The sequence below is a fragment of the Lentilactobacillus sp. Marseille-Q4993 genome (assembly GCF_951230165.1).
Taxonomy (GTDB): Bacteria; Bacillota; Bacilli; order Lactobacillales; family Lactobacillaceae; genus Lentilactobacillus.
In genome coordinates, this window is the sequence record NZ_CATNVB010000008.1 from 50,404 (window position 1) to 64,283 (window position 13,880).

At 41.1% G+C, this 13,880-nt stretch carries 16 protein-coding genes and 1 tRNA gene; 9 read left to right on the plus strand and 8 right to left on the minus strand.

All coding sequences use genetic code 11. The features are described from left to right. Nucleotides 1-5 precede the first annotated feature (5 nt). From accA to QOW94_RS04880, 4 genes are all read left to right on the plus strand, one after another. The gene (gene accA, locus QOW94_RS04865) at nt 6-776 is read left to right on the plus strand and encodes a carboxyltransferase subunit alpha (protein ID WP_283679107.1); all 771 of its coding nucleotides are present in this window, start codon (nt 6-8) and stop codon (nt 774-776) included. 19 nt (nt 777-795) lie between these two features. Beyond that, nucleotides 796-1,554, plus strand: a complete 759-nt coding sequence (gene fabI, locus QOW94_RS04870) for an enoyl-ACP reductase FabI (RefSeq protein WP_283679109.1) — start codon at nt 796-798, stop codon at nt 1,552-1,554. Nucleotides 1,555-1,636: 82 nt separating this feature from the next. Then, on the plus strand, nt 1,637-2,419 hold the full coding sequence (locus QOW94_RS04875; protein ID WP_283679110.1) for a biotin--[acetyl-CoA-carboxylase] ligase: 783 nt from the start codon (nt 1,637-1,639) through the stop codon (nt 2,417-2,419). A gap of 30 nt (nt 2,420-2,449) precedes the next feature. Beyond that, the gene (locus tag QOW94_RS04880) at nt 2,450-3,169 is read left to right on the plus strand and encodes a demethylmenaquinone methyltransferase (RefSeq protein WP_283679111.1); all 720 of its coding nucleotides are present in this window, start codon (nt 2,450-2,452) and stop codon (nt 3,167-3,169) included. A gap of 36 nt (nt 3,170-3,205) precedes the next feature. Here the strand turns inward: QOW94_RS04880 and QOW94_RS04885 are convergent, their stop codons facing one another. Both QOW94_RS04885 and gntK read right to left on the minus strand, forming a co-directional pair. Then, a complete protein-coding gene (locus QOW94_RS04885; RefSeq protein ID WP_283679112.1) occupies nt 3,206-4,561 on the minus strand; it encodes a gluconate:H+ symporter in 1,356 nt (451 codons plus the stop codon). A 35-nt stretch (nt 4,562-4,596) separates the two neighbouring features. Then, a complete protein-coding gene (gene gntK, locus QOW94_RS04890; protein ID WP_283679113.1) occupies nt 4,597-6,162 on the minus strand; it encodes a gluconokinase in 1,566 nt (521 codons plus the stop codon). Between the two features lie 268 nt (nt 6,163-6,430). Here gntK and QOW94_RS04895 point away from each other — a divergent pair, with 268 nt between their 5' ends. Both QOW94_RS04895 and QOW94_RS04900 read left to right on the plus strand, forming a co-directional pair. Next, nucleotides 6,431-7,276, plus strand: coding sequence for a MurR/RpiR family transcriptional regulator (locus QOW94_RS04895; protein ID WP_283679114.1), 846 nt, complete (start codon nt 6,431-6,433; stop codon nt 7,274-7,276). A 33-nt stretch (nt 7,277-7,309) separates the two neighbouring features. Further along, the gene (locus QOW94_RS04900) at nt 7,310-8,083 is read left to right on the plus strand and encodes a GH25 family lysozyme (RefSeq protein WP_283679115.1); all 774 of its coding nucleotides are present in this window, start codon (nt 7,310-7,312) and stop codon (nt 8,081-8,083) included. On the opposite strand, the gene QOW94_RS04905 is transcribed toward QOW94_RS04900, so the two are convergent. After that, nucleotides 8,080-8,427: a DUF4828 domain-containing protein gene (locus QOW94_RS04905; protein WP_283679116.1), complete on the minus strand. Its 348-nt coding sequence runs from the start codon at nt 8,425-8,427 to the stop codon at nt 8,080-8,082. The two genes, QOW94_RS04900 and QOW94_RS04905, sit on opposite strands and share 4 nt — an antisense overlap. 121 nt (nt 8,428-8,548) lie before the next feature. On the opposite strand from QOW94_RS04905, the gene QOW94_RS04910 reads away from it, so the two are divergent. From QOW94_RS04910 to QOW94_RS04920, 3 genes are all read left to right on the plus strand, one after another. Beyond that, nucleotides 8,549-9,547 carry a Gfo/Idh/MocA family protein gene (locus QOW94_RS04910; protein ID WP_283679117.1) on the plus strand — a complete coding sequence of 333 codons (999 nt, stop codon included), beginning with the start codon at nt 8,549-8,551 and terminating at the stop codon, nt 9,545-9,547. Nucleotides 9,548-9,569: 22 nt separating this feature from the next. Then, nucleotides 9,570-10,862, plus strand: coding sequence for a DEAD/DEAH box helicase (locus tag QOW94_RS04915; protein WP_283679119.1), 1,293 nt, complete (start codon nt 9,570-9,572; stop codon nt 10,860-10,862). A 45-nt stretch (nt 10,863-10,907) separates the two neighbouring features. Beyond that, a tRNA-Arg gene (locus tag QOW94_RS04920) sits at nt 10,908-10,980 on the plus strand. 81 nt (nt 10,981-11,061) lie between these two features. On the opposite strand, the gene QOW94_RS04925 is transcribed toward QOW94_RS04920, so the two are convergent. The 5 genes from QOW94_RS04925 to QOW94_RS04945 form a co-directional block, all read right to left on the minus strand. After that, entirely contained in the window at nt 11,062-11,682 is a 621-nt protein-coding gene (locus QOW94_RS04925; RefSeq protein WP_283679120.1) for a hypothetical protein, read from the minus strand. 12 nt (nt 11,683-11,694) lie between these two features. Beyond that, nucleotides 11,695-12,180, minus strand: coding sequence for a DNA-3-methyladenine glycosylase I (locus tag QOW94_RS04930; protein WP_283679121.1), 486 nt, complete (start codon nt 12,178-12,180; stop codon nt 11,695-11,697). 164 nt (nt 12,181-12,344) lie between these two features. Continuing rightward, the gene (locus tag QOW94_RS04935) at nt 12,345-12,482 is read right to left on the minus strand and encodes a hypothetical protein (protein WP_283679122.1); all 138 of its coding nucleotides are present in this window, start codon (nt 12,480-12,482) and stop codon (nt 12,345-12,347) included. Between the two features lies 1 nt (nt 12,483). Continuing rightward, entirely contained in the window at nt 12,484-12,906 is a 423-nt protein-coding gene (locus QOW94_RS04940) for a GtrA family protein (protein WP_283679123.1), read from the minus strand. An 8-nt stretch (nt 12,907-12,914) separates the two neighbouring features. After that, nucleotides 12,915-13,859, minus strand: coding sequence for a glycosyltransferase family 2 protein (locus QOW94_RS04945; protein ID WP_283679124.1), 945 nt, complete (start codon nt 13,857-13,859; stop codon nt 12,915-12,917). Nucleotides 13,860-13,880: the final 21 nt, after the last annotated feature.

Consider the following 13,880-nt stretch of genomic DNA (forward strand, 5'->3'; position numbering starts at 1 on the left):
TCAACATGGTTAAAAATACAGCATATGAAAAGGTTAAGGCAGCTCGTGATCAAGGAAAAATTCTAACGACTGATTTAGTTCATCAGTTGGTGGATGGCTTTTTTGAGTTGCATGGTGACCGACTTGACGCTGATGATCATGCAGTGATAGCTGGTATTGGTTATCTTAAAAATCAACCAGTCACAGTTGTTGGAATTTCCAAAGGAAACGACACAGAGTCAAATATTGACCGCCATTTTGGTAGTGCCACTCCATTTGGGTACCGAAAGGCTCTTCGGGTTATGCATCAGGCGGAGAAGTTTAACCGTCCTGTTTTAGCTATTATAAATACCCCTGGTGCATTTCCAGACGTTGAGTCGGAATACCATGGCCAAGGATCAGCGGTTGCCCAAAGTATTTTGGAAGGTCTTCAATTAAAAGTCCCTTACATTAGCATTATTATCGGTGAGGGCGGTAGCGGTGGTGCGCTTGCATTAGCTAGCGGTGATGAAGTATATATGTTTGAAGACAGTATTTATTCAGTCTTGTCACCAGAAGGATATGCAAGTATCATGTGGAAGGACTCTAAAAAAGTTCCACAAGCTGCTGAGGAGCTAGGATTAACTCCCCAAAGTCTTCTTAAGGAAGAAATAATCGACGGAATTTTGCCGGAGGTTAAGGATGAAAGTGATGTTGCTAATCTCCGTGAATTCTTAAGTAGTCGATTTAGTGAGCTAAAAAAAATAACCGTAACTGATTTATTAGCAAAGAGACAGTTACGATACGAGAAATTCTAATTCTTAGGAGGATGAATAAATGGCAGGCTTTTTAGATGGTAAAACAATTGTTGTAATGGGCGTTGCTAACAAGCGTAGTATTGCCTGGGGCTGTACTAATGCTTTGATTGAGCAGGGTGCAAACGTTGTTTTGACCTACCAAAATGACAGAATCAAAACTAGTCTTGAACGATTTGTTCCAGAGGGAACCGATTTGATTGAGTGTGATGTTGCTGAGGATGCAAACATCGAAAAGGCATTCAAGGAAATTGGTGATAAATACAATAAAATCGATGGAGTGATTCATGCGATTGCCTTTGCGGACAAAGAGACATTAACCAATGGAGTGATCAACACTGAAAAGGAAGGTTACGACCTTGCTCAAAACATCAGTGCATATTCACTAATTGCGGTTGCTCGTTATGCTCGACCATATCTTAACAACCCAGGTAGTATTTTGACCCTTACATACTTCGGGTCAATTCGGGCAATTCCTAATTACAACATGATGGGAATTGCTAAGGCAGCCCTTGAATCAAGTGTTCGTTACCTTGCTTCTGATTTGGGTGAAGACCAAATTCGGGTTAACGCTATCTCCGCTGGGGCTGTAAAGACCCTTGCAGTTACTGGAATTAAAGGTCATAGTGACTTGCTTAAAATGTCTCAAGGCTTCACGGTTGATAATGTTAGTGTTACGACCGAAGAGATTGGAAACGTTGCGGCTTTCTTAATGAGTGACTTGTCAACAGGGGTTACAGGTGATGTAATCTTCGTCGATAAGGGTGTTCATTTAATGTAATCAGCAATTATAAGATGATAATCAAAAGGATTGTGTCATAATTAATATAGACACAATCTTTTTTTGTAGGTGGAATTGTAAAATGATTGATATTGAACGGATAGAAGAACAGATTGATCAGTCTATTGAAGTTGAATACTTTGACGAAGTTACGTCGACCATGGATGTTGCTCACCAACTGATTTCCGATGGCCGAAGTACCGCCACGGTGATAATTGCTGAAAGTCAAACGGCCGGAAGGGGTAAACGCGCTCGCCCATTTTTTTCGCCCCGAGATAGTGGAATTTATTTAACGATATTATTGCCAGATAATCCAGTTGAACTTTCTAAAATTGGTCTCGTGACAACTGGAACGGCGGTTGCTGTCGTTAAGGCATTAAAGCAGTTTTTTCCTAACACTCAGTTTCAAACTAAATGGGTCAATGACATTTTAGTGGATAATCATAAAGTTGGTGGGATACTAACTGAGAGTACAATTAAACAGGGGGTCCCAAACAACGTTATTGTTGGAATTGGGTTGAATATGACCCCCAATAGTTTTCCCTTAGAGTTACGCTCTAAAGCTGGGTGGATAGCTGATGATTCTAACTTTAATCGGGAATCAATTATTAGTGCAATTGTAAATCAATTCTGGTTGATGATTCGTGGTGACCTTAATCAATACTTACTAGAATATGAGAAAATCAACCAAACAGTAGGTGAGCGGGTCGAGGTTACGCTTGGTAATGACAAAATTATTGGGCAAGCGACTAAAATAGCAGCTGATGCCTCATTGATCATAACTGATGATTTTGGCGTTCAGCATCATATCAATAGTGGTGAAGTTACCAAGGTAATGACGCCAGGAGGCAAATATTTAGGCTGAGAGCCATTTTCTAGGGAGGAATGAACCGAGATGGGGTTAACTAATAAAACGCCTGAGAGGGTTGTAAATAGACTGTTTGACGATATAGCGGATCATTATGATGAAATGAACGATGTGATGACGTTTAAGACGCAACGGAATTGGCGTCGCCAGGCAATGAGACTATTACATATCGAAACCGGTGCGCGGGTGCTTGATGTTTGTTGTGGTACTGCTGATTGGACGATTGCACTGGCTCGAGCTGTTGGACCAACGGGACATGTTACTGGTTTAGATTTTAGTCGGAACATGCTGGCGATTGGTGATAAAAAGGTCACTCAGGCAAAGCAACAAAAACAGGTGTCATTAGTTGAAGGGGATGCCATGCATTTACCCTTTGCAGATAACACATTTGAGGCTGCCACAATTGGATTCGGTTTACGGAATGTCCCCGATGCGAACCAGGTTCTTCGTGAAATGGTCAGGGTCGTTAAACCCGGTGGTCTTGTTGCAAGTCTCGAAACATCAATTCCTGAGAATGTGATTATTAAGATAGGCTGGCGGGCGTACTTTAAGTTGGTGCCATATATTGCCAAGCTGAGAGTTCATAATTTTGATCAGTATAATTATTTACAAACGACAGCAAAACAGTTTGTATCGGCCACTAAGCTGCAACAAATGTTTGAAACAGCTGGGGTGTCAAATGTTGCTATCAAGAGATTTATGTTTGGAGCAGCTGCCCTACATTATGGTAGAACTATAAAAAAATAAAGCAGTGCGAATTTCGCACTGCTTTATTTTTGGTTATTAATGGAATACTAGGTTTAGTAAGAGGACTAAGACTATTCCGACGACGGAGATTATCGTTTCAAGCACCGTCCATGTTAATAATGTTTGCTTAACAGTTAAATCGAAATATTCTCTGAACATCCAGAATCCGGCATCGTTAACGTGTGATGCGGCAAGTGAACCGGCACCGATGGCAAGAACCATCAGGGCAGGATCAACACCTGCTTGAGCCATCAATGGTGATACGATACCAGCTGCGGTTAGTGAGGCAACGGTCGCGGAACCAAGAGCGATTCGAAGCACAACGGCAACTAACCAACCGAGAAGAAGTGGTGAAAGTGATGAGCCAAGGAAAATCTTGGCAACTTCCTTACCAACTCCTCCGTCGATAAGAACTTGCTTGAAGGCACCACCACCACCAATAACTAAGAGTAGCATTGCGATGGACTTAACGGCGTTTTCAAGTGATTCCATAATCTGTGAGGTACTTCTCTTCCGGTTCCATCCCATAGTCCACATTGCGAAGAATAATGAAATCAGCATTGCGATACTTGGTGAACCGATAAATTCGATAATTGAATCAATGGTGCTTGGATTCTTTGGTGTGTGACCACCGTGAACCGCCATCGTGTAGATAGTGGTGATTGCTAATAAGATAACTGGGAATAAGGCAGTTAATACGGATACTCCAAATGAAGGTGATTCTTCAGGTGAGAACTGCTTGATCTCACCGATTGATGAGAGGTTACCTTTCCGGTTAAATGCGTCCGGAGCATACTTCTTAGCAATCTTTGAAAAGATTGGCCCTGCAACGTAAGCTGCAATAATGGCAATAAGAAGACCAAACAACAGAACGTGACCATCATTTGCGCCCAATACTTGAGCAATGGCAACTGGAGCAGGATGTGGTGGCAAGAACCCGTGGGTAACAGAAAGGGCTGCGGCCATTGGAATTCCTAAGAATAGGATTGGAACTCCAGCTTCAACCGCAATAGCAAATACGATTGGCACTAACAGAACCATCCCAACCTCGAAGAACAAGGCAATACCCAGAATAAATGAGGCAACCATTACGGCAATTTGAAGCCGCTGTTTACCAAACCGTTGGATCATGGTTTCAGCGATGATGTAAGCACCACCGGAATCTGAAACCAGCCTTCCCAGCATGGCCCCGAACCCGAAGACCATAGAGAGTTCACCAAGTTGACTTCCGATACCTTCTCCGACAGTGTCAGCGATTGTTCCGAGAGGCATTCCTAACATAATTGCAGTTATAACTGCGGTTAAAACTAATGATACAAAAGTGTTGATCTTAAATTTGATAATCAGAACTAACAAAATAATTATTCCGATTAATAGGGCTATTAATTTCATAGTTTTCCCCTTTCCCCGTATAGGTATAAAAAATATTAAGCGTGACTAGTGTTTGCACCGCTATCATCAGATTGATGACGACGTTGGTAATCAGCAACGTTCTTGTATTCAGGTTGAAGCGAACGACTCAACCGAATATAGATTGGAATCAATTCACGGTATGCTTGGAAGTTCTTTGGATCTGGATGGTGAACATCTGTAGTTCCGACAAACTTAGAAACATCCTCTAAACTATCAATCAAGCCTAAACTGTACATTCCAAGAGTGGCAGCACCGAGAGCGGTACTTTCAAAACTCTCTGGAATGGAAACATCTTGTTCAAAGATATCCGTCAGCATTTGACGCCAAAGGGCTGATCTAGCAAATCCACCACTAGCTTGAATACTTGTGGCTTCACCAACAACTTCTTCTAGTGCCAAACTAACGGTGTACAGGTTGTAAACAATTCCTTCAAGAGCAGCTCTGATCATGTGAGCTCTGGTGTGAGTTCTACTCAAACCAAAGAATGAACCACGAGCGTTAGCGTCCCAAATTGGAGCCCGCTCGCCACCCAAGAATGGGAAGAAAATCAAACCATCTGAACCGGCTGGAATTTTTGCTGCAATTTCAGTTAGTAAATCGTAAGGATCAATCTTCATTTGCTCAGCAGTAACCTTTTCAGGGGCGCAAAGTTGGTCACGGACCCAACGGAAGACAACTCCACCGTTGTTAACTGGACCGCCGACAACCCACATTCCCTTTGAAAGATAGTAGCAGAATACCCGAGCCTTTGGATCAGTGACTGGTTTATCAGTTACAACTCTGACTGCACCCGAAGTTCCAATGGTAACAGCAACGACACCAGGCTTGATGGCGTTAACTCCAAGGTTAGCCAAAGGACCGTCAGAAGCTCCGATAATAAATGGAACATCTTCTGAGATTCCAAGGACCTTAGAGTATTCTTCTTTAAGACCTTTGAGTTGGTAAGTGGTATCAACAAGCTCTGGTAATTGGTCAGGAGTAACGCCGGCAACCTTAAGTGCTTGGTCGTCCCAATCCATGTTGAAAATGTTGAACATTCCAGTTGCGTTGGCGATTGAATAATCTTCCTTTAAAACCCCAAAGAGTTTGTAAAGAACATATTCTTTAATACCAACGAAGTAACTAGCCTGCTTGAACAATTCTGGCTTGTCGTTACGTAACCAAATCAGCTTGGTTAATGGAGTCATTGGGTGAATTGGAGTACCGGTATGTTGGTATATCTCCATTCCTTGGTCACTAGCCTTCAATTCGTCAGCATAGTTAACCGCCCGGTTGTCCCCCCAAGTAATTGCTCGGGTTAGGGGCTTATAATTCTCATCGAGCAAAATCAAACTGTGCATTGCGCATGAGAAGGATACGCCCTTCAGTTCTCCATCATTAAGGTTTGCCTTACGAAGGACTTCTGAAATGCCGTCAGACATAGCAGAGAAGATTTCTTCTGGATCTTCCTCAGCCATATCAGGGGTGTCTTGGTAAAGAGGGTAGCCATTGTTAGAGTAGCCATGAACCTTACCTTTAACATCGAATAGAACGGTTTTGACACTGGTGGTTCCAATGTCAACGCCCAATGTGTAATCCATATAAATAACTTCCTTTCTAAATAGTAAAAAGCGGAATCCTGTCGAAATATACCTAATATTAATGATAGAATAGTCATACGTAATTAAAAAATAGCAGAAATTTTTAGGGTACCGCTTTCAATTTAATCTAGCATGTTAGACAAAATTCGGCAAATAATAGGCCTTGGTTCTCCTTACTTTTTACTATTAAGATTATATGGAAAATAGTTTCACAATGCAACTGTTTTGTTGTAAAATATTTACAAATAGAAAATTTGGGGTGAATGAAATGAGTACACCGGTTCAATTGCTTAAGCAGTACTACGATGACCTGAGCCGTACCAATAAAAAAATAGCTAAGTATGTGATTGCTAATCCACAACAGGCATCCGAAGCTAATATTGAAGAACTAGCGGAAGAGACAGAAACTTCTACTGCATCCGTTTCAAGGTTGGTAAAGACGTTAGGGTATGCTAACTATCGCGAGTTTACTCTGGCGTTGGCGTACACTCAACTTCGCCCACAGAACCTACCAATATTTAAAGATATTGATGCAAATGATACGTTATCAACGATTGCGGATAAGACGTTCAACAGTTCTCAGCGAGCACTTCAAGATACAAGAGCAGGAATTGATGAATCAGAGTTTGCCCGAAGTGTTCTTAGAATTATCAACTGTAATCGATTAGGATTTTTCGGACTTGGTGGTTCGTCTGTAGCCGCACTAGACGGGTACCATAAATTCTTACGGACATCAATTGACACTTTTTACTATCCTGATTTTGACGTTCAACTGATGGAAGCGGTAAAATTAGACTCAGATGACTGTGCAATTGTAATTTCGCATTCTGGGAAGAACCGTCAGACTTTAAAGATTATTGAAACGTTAAAGAAGAATGGAGTGACTGTAATTGGCATTACCAGTTATCGTGATTCTCCGTTAGCAACTCATAGTGATGTCACTTTTATTTCTTCCAGTGATGAAGCAAATTACCGGTCAGAAGGGATGTATTCGTTAATTGCCCAGATGACGATTATTGATACTCTGTTCATGATGGCGACTGTTAGAATGGGACCATCGACCGAAAAGGCAATTCAAAGTGTGCAAGATATTATTCAAAGCACCCGTAACTAAAGCCATCAAAAATTTGAGGACTGAGATGATCAGATGAAACGTGAAGATATCCAGCCAATCTATTCGCAACAGCGAAAATCAAGGCAAAAAACGGCCAAAATTTTGATAGGCTTTTTTGTTTTGGCTTTTTTGATTGCTGGCGGGTGGCTGATTTATCATCAACATCAACAAAAACTACTAAGAATGTACCCAGTCAAGGGAGTTAGTATTACTCAGTCGAATGGATACATTGATTTTGAAGAGTTAAAAAATGATGGGTTTAGTTTTGTTTATCTTAGGGCGTCACAGGGCGCAATGTATTCAGATGATAGTTTTTCCTCAAACTTTCAGCGGAGTCAAGGATCCCAGTTGCCAATTGGGGTTTACCATGTTTTTAGCTTTAGTAGTTCCGTTTCAGATCAATTCAAAAATTTTTCGCGTGAGGTAGGTTACGACACGGGGAGTCTACCAATCGCGGTATCGATTCAGTATTACGGTGATTATAATAAAAGCACCCTAGAAAATGATAGGGTGCGAGATCGAATTATAAAATTTGTTAAGTTGCTAAGGCGCTACTATAAACGGCCAATTATGATTTGGACTAATTCTGAGATTTTGGGGGTACTGAACATTCACGTTTCTCGAAAATATCAAGTTTGGCTGACTGATGGTCGTTTGGGAAGACCAAACGCAGACGCTACTTTCATGTCTGCTGATGATCACTCGCCGGTGAAGATGGGAAATCAAACAACCCTATTGCCAGAAACTGTCTTTAACGGGAGTAAACAAAAATGGCATCGTTATTTGAGTGCAAACACCAATAATTAAGCAATCGATAACTGATAAGTTTGGTCAGTCGATTCGTCATAGAATCTGACGGGCCGGCTTTCGTTTGCTTGGATTTTTAAATGATAGCCAAACGTGTCAACGTATGTGATGTTATCGGCTGATACGTCCTTCACCTTGACCTCAAGATCATGGGTATCAATTTTTACGTTTAGAGTTGTATCAATTTGGATTTCGTGACGGTGATTATTTCTATCTAAGTAACTATATTTGCCAGCATAAAATTCTGGATCAAAGTTAGTCGACTTTGACTCCCGTTTCTTGGGAGTGTGAAAAAAAGTGGCAAGAAATGAAACTCCGAATAAAATGATGGCTTTTATAGTCAAGAAGATACCTCCAACGTTTATTAATTACGACCATTGTAACGAAAGAATGTAACGAAATGACTAACTTAAAATTTCAATGAGATAAAAGAATTGTTACAATTTAATGTAGAAGGTGAGATATATGATAAAACTTGGAACGATTGGAACTAATTGGATTACTGATAAATTTATTGACGCAGCAAAGAATTCTAAAAAGTATGAACTAGCAGCAGTGTACTCTAGGTCTGAAACTAAAGCTGGAGAGTACGCTAAGAAGCATGGGGCTCAAGCCGCTTTTGCAAATATTGATGATTTTTTTGCGAGTGATAAGTTTGATACAGTCTATATTGCATCGCCCAACAGCGCGCATTTTGAACAGGCAAAGCAAGCAATTATTGCCGGTAAGAATGTTATCGTTGAGAAACCAGCCTTTCTAAATCAAAAGGAAATGACTGATATTCAGACGCTACTGGCTGAGCACCCTGATGTGTTGCTTTTCGAAGCTGCAAGAAACGTCCACACCGAAAACTTTAAACTGGTTAAGCAACAAGTGAATAAGATGGCAGTGGTTACTGGAGCTGAATTCACATATTCAAAGTATTCATCTCGATACGACAAGGTTTTGGCAGGCGAAACTCCCAACGTATTTTCGTTGCAGTATGGCGGCGGGGCACTCCAAGACCTAGGGGTTTACACAGTGTATGATGCGGTGGCGTTGTTTGGGGTCCCAGAAGAAGTTGCCTACTTCCCATCGATTATTGCTACTGGTGTTGATGGTAAGGGTACCGCAATTTTGAAGTATCCGGATTTCAACGTTACGCTAAACTTTTCAAAAATTTCCAATTCACAAATGCCATCCGAGGTTTCTGGGTTGAAGGACTTTGTTGAAATGGATGACGCTGGTGAATTAACAACGATTGCCTATTTTGATGGTGATACAAAGGAGACGTTAAGTACTCCGAGTGAAGACAACCCAATGTTAGGTGAAGTACTTGACTTTGCGAGTGTGATTGAACAGCCAGATAGTGATGATAGTAAACGAGATTATACAAAGTGGACTCAAATGAGTATTGACGTAAATAAAGTGATGTATAATTTGCGCCAAGATGCTAAGCTAGTATTCGTCGGTGAAACGGATTAACGAAAAGTGAGGAAATTATATCGTGCTTCCTGAATTTAAAGAACATATGGATAAGCTGGGGTACGAAAAATTATCCCCAATTCAAGAAAAGGTTTATAAGCCCCTTAGTCAAGGACGGAGCGTGGTTGGAATTAGTCCAACTGGATCCGGTAAAACAGTAGCCTTTACACTACCATTGCTTGAACGAATTGATCAAAACGGCGAAGTTTCGTTGTTGATTTTAGAACCTTCAGCGGAGTTAGCCATGCAGGTTTTTAATGTGGTATCCGAGTGGGGAAAATTAATTGGACTCAAGACGCAGTCCGCAATTGGTGGGGCAAACATCTCTCGTCAAATCGACAAACTGAAGGATCATCCTAACATTGTTGTTGGAACAGTTGGTCGAGTTAGTGAGTTGATCAGTATGAGGAAACTTGCAATTGACCGGTTAGACTCAATCGTTATCGACGAAGCAGATGACTTGCTTAGTGATACCACCCTTGAATCAGTTCGCGACATTGTGGATAATGCCCCTGTGAACGTTATTCTTGGTTTCTTCTCAGCTACTAAAAGCGATATTGTTGAACACATTGACCGATGGTTTAATCAAGCAATTGAATTCATCGATACAACTAATATTGACGATACTCGGGGTAACGTCGCCCACCGGTTCCTTGAAGTTTCCAACCATAAAAAACCCGCAATGTTGATTAGGCTAATGGCTGATAAACACTTTTCAGCACTAGTTTTCTTTGACAAGATGGTTACGCTTCAAAAAGCATATAGTACTTTGACTCATCGGGGAATCAAAAACATTTCGAAACTAACTAGTGACCAGAGCAAAATGTCACGACAAAAAGCGGTTAAGGATTTCCGAACAAAGAAATCTCAGCTGTTGTTATCCACTGATGTTTCTGCCCGGGGAATTGATATTATTGATCTTCCTGCTGTCGTTAACTACGAACTTCCATCTGACGAAAGAACGTATATCCACAGAACCGGCCGGACTGGAAGAATGCATCATGATGGGATGATAATAAATCTCGGTGATGATCATGATTTCCGTGATTTAAAAAAATTAGTTGGCGCAGATTACGATCTCAAACCAATTTATTTTGATGGTAATGTTCTCAGTGAGACCAAGCCCAAGGTGAATAAGGCAGAGGTTAAACAAGAGCCGAAAAGCCCAGAGCATAACGATGGTAATAAGTGGAATAGTCAAGAAAAGGCCACTTCTAAAAGTCATCAGTCGGTCGTAGCACCTAAGAAACACGTTAAAAAGAATAAGCATTCTAAGCGTAAGGGGATGCGTAGAAAGCACAATCCTGCCAATTAACCTTTACAACCTACCTGAAAATTGAGATAATTGTAAAGGTTATCTGGCCTCATAGCACAACTGGATAGGGCACCCGCCTCCTAAGCGGTTGATCCCGGTTCGAGTCCGGGTGAGGTCATTGCAAATAAGAAGCTCCAACGATTGGTTATCTGAATGATAATCAATTGTTGGAGCCTTTTTGTTAATCCGCAATTTAAGTTTAGTTAGTTACCACGGCCAGGTTGTTTCCAATGGATTCCTTGGCGATTTGAACCCGCAAAAGAACCCGGAGCTTCTCAATGGGAGTTGTCAACAGGTTATCTAAGAATAGCTCCCGGTGACCGGAACCCATAACTTTAAGACCATTAGTGGCAATAAAGTTTGTTATCTTTTCAAAGGTGTCCTCATCTGGCTGTCCGAACGAAATTAGCTGGACTTCAGCACCTTCTTCTTCACGTGTGAAGTGAATCTGGTCAAGGACATCTGGTGAAAATTCGGACTTGAGCTTGTCCTTAGCTTCCGATAATAATTCTGGAATTGTGAAATTTGGTTGTTTGATCATTAGAGTGAAACTGCCATCAGCATCCCAGTAGCTATTAAGGGGATATGGTTCATAGTCTCTAAACCACTCTAGTTTTGAACTGGTTGAAGCTGCTTCCTTAATCCCATTGGCAAGAGCGTACATTGCAGCAATAACTTCTTTGAAGTGACTATCGCTAAGGTCAAATTTTCCTTTGCCATGGTATGTGATATAGTTTCGCTCATTAAGCTCAACGATTGAGGGGGTTAAGCTAGTTGAATATTCTGCAGTTTCAACTTCTCGGTAGTCAAATTTATCCATAATAATATCCTCCTATGGTCGATATTTGCGATCAACGATCCCTTGACCAATTAGTAGTAGTTGAATTGTGGTGGGGCCAACAAATTTGAAACCCCGTTTTTTCATATCCTTTGCGACAACGGAGCCAATTTGGCTTGGGTCTAGCTCTGGTCGCTTTTTAGGATCGAATGACCAAAAGTATTCAGCAAGGTTACCGAACTCAGGTTCAAGTGAAACGGCCGCCTGCGCGTTGTTCAGTACCGCTCTAATCTTACGGCCGTTTTGAATCATATCGGAATTCGATTCAATTTCCTCCAGTTCAGGATCATCAAACTGAGCCACTTTGTGGTAGTCAAAGTTAGCGAACACCTGCTTAAAAACTGGAATCTTTGATGCCGCAACTTTCCAACTCATTCCTGGTTGAAACACTGCTACGACTAGAAATTCAAATGAAATGATGGGGTCATTATTGACTTTACCAAATAGGCCATGATATTCATCCACACCAATTGAACTCATTTGGGACCACCTCCATGCAGGTAAGATAACATTTTTAGAGGCAAAAGGGGCTAATAATGATTTGCTGGCAAAAATAAAAAGACCAGCATTGCCATTCAAGGCAAACGCCAATCCTTTCGGTGATAAGTTGCCGAACCCGAATTCGGTTCTAATGTAGGAGGCGATTACATAAGTAACTTTGCTACGATTGCTAGCAATGCGATAATCACTACCGAAATAGCTAACAACGTGTATCCAGTTGACTTAGTTGCGTGCCCCATTGAAAATTCTGCTTGTTGCTTTCTCATATCTTGACGTCCCATATTAATTCCCCTTTGATTTCTTGAATACAGCCCATTTGGACCAGAAATAATTAATAACGACAATTACCACATTATCAATTAGTTTTACGAGCATTTCGTTCCCAGATAATAATGTGATTCCTACGTATAGAATAACGTATTCGACACCTAGTGAGCCAATTCTACCTGTAAAAAAGAAGAAAATTTCTTTAATTATGTCTAGCCTGGTGGTGCTTGCGGAGTGGAAGACGTAGGCTTTATTAGTGATGTAAGCAAATAGAACGCTGACAAACCAAGCGATGGTATTATTTACTAACCACCCGATGCTGGTAAAATGATGGATCAACCAAAAAGTCCCCAAATTAACAGCTGTAGTCAATACGCCCCAAAAAAGGTAGGAAATAACTTCCCGGTATCGATCAAATAAATCCGCAATTTTTCTCATAGCAAATATTATCGCTTCTCCTGAATAATGAATTGTGGTCGGTGTTTCGACTCTAGGTAGATCTTGCCAATATACTTACCGACTATTCCAAGGCAGAACAGTTGCACCCCACCAAAAAACAGGATAATTGAAACTAGTGAAGCCCAACCGGCTACGGAACCACCGAAGAATAGGGCACGGACGACAACAAAAATCAAAGCAAGAATCGATAGGAAACACATGAAACTGCCGACAATTGTTGCAAATCTGAGTGGCACATCAGAAAAGTCAACGATTGCCTCCAACGAGTATTCAAACAGTTGGAAAATTGACCAAGAGGTTTCGCCAGCTGCTCGGGGAACCCCTTCGTACTCTAAGTACTTAGTGTTGAATCCAACCCAAGAGAAGATTCCCTTACTGAACCGATTGTACTCATTTAGTTCAAGGACAGCATCAACGTATTTTCTGGTCATTAGCCGGTAATCCCGAACATTTTGCTTAATTTCTACTTTGGCCATTTTGTTAATTACTTTGTAAAACGATGCTGATAGGAAAGCCCTGATTGGGTTTTGCTTTCGTGATTTTTGCACACAACCGACAACGTCATATTCAGAATCTTCGCGGTCCAAGATATCGAGCATTTGAATTAGCAACTCTGGTGGATCTTGTAAATCAACGTCCATGACAGCAATGAAGTCACCGCTTGCGTTTGATAAACCGGCCGCAAAGGCGGATTCCTTACCAAAATTTCGAGAAAATGAGATATAGTGAACCGTGTCGGGATGCTTTTGGTTTAAGTCCCGCATGACGCTAAGCGTATTATCTCGTGAGCCGTCGTTAATAAATAAATATTCAGGTTTATATCTTTCTTCTTGTTCGTTGAGTTTATCAAAAACCTTTTGGGTCGTGGTGTAAAACAATTCGACCGTTGGTTCTTCATTAAAACAGGGAACAATAAGACTGATTGTTTTCAAAATAAGTCCTCCATGTTAAAT

Bases quoted from the DNA above. Each gene is read 5' to 3' on its own strand.
- fabI (WP_283679109.1), top strand. From the start codon at position 796: ATGGCAGGCTTTTTAGATGGTAAAACAATTGTTGTAATGGGCGTTGCT.
- QOW94_RS04880 (WP_283679111.1), top strand. From the start codon at position 2,450: ATGGGGTTAACTAATAAAACGCCTGAGAGGGTTGTAAATAGACTGTTT.
- QOW94_RS04925 (WP_283679120.1), bottom strand. From the start codon at position 11,682: ATGGATAAATTTGACTACCGAGAAGTTGAAACTGCAGAATATTCAACT.
- gntK (WP_283679113.1), bottom strand. From the start codon at position 6,162: ATGGATTACACATTGGGCGTTGACATTGGAACCACCAGTGTCAAAACC.
- QOW94_RS04930 (WP_283679121.1), bottom strand. From the start codon at position 12,180: ATGAGTTCAATTGGTGTGGATGAATATCATGGCCTATTTGGTAAAGTC.
- QOW94_RS04935 (WP_283679122.1), bottom strand. From the start codon at position 12,482: ATGGGACGTCAAGATATGAGAAAGCAACAAGCAGAATTTTCAATGGGG.
- QOW94_RS04910 (WP_283679117.1), top strand. From the start codon at position 8,549: ATGATAAAACTTGGAACGATTGGAACTAATTGGATTACTGATAAATTT.
- QOW94_RS04900 (WP_283679115.1), top strand. From the start codon at position 7,310: ATGAAACGTGAAGATATCCAGCCAATCTATTCGCAACAGCGAAAATCA.
- QOW94_RS04895 (WP_283679114.1), top strand. From the start codon at position 6,431: ATGAGTACACCGGTTCAATTGCTTAAGCAGTACTACGATGACCTGAGC.
- QOW94_RS04940 (WP_283679123.1), bottom strand. From the start codon at position 12,906: ATGAGAAAAATTGCGGATTTATTTGATCGATACCGGGAAGTTATTTCC.
- accA (WP_283679107.1), top strand. From the start codon at position 6: ATGGTTAAAAATACAGCATATGAAAAGGTTAAGGCAGCTCGTGATCAA.
- QOW94_RS04875 (WP_283679110.1), top strand. From the start codon at position 1,637: ATGATTGATATTGAACGGATAGAAGAACAGATTGATCAGTCTATTGAA.
- QOW94_RS04885 (WP_283679112.1), bottom strand. From the start codon at position 4,561: ATGAAATTAATAGCCCTATTAATCGGAATAATTATTTTGTTAGTTCTG.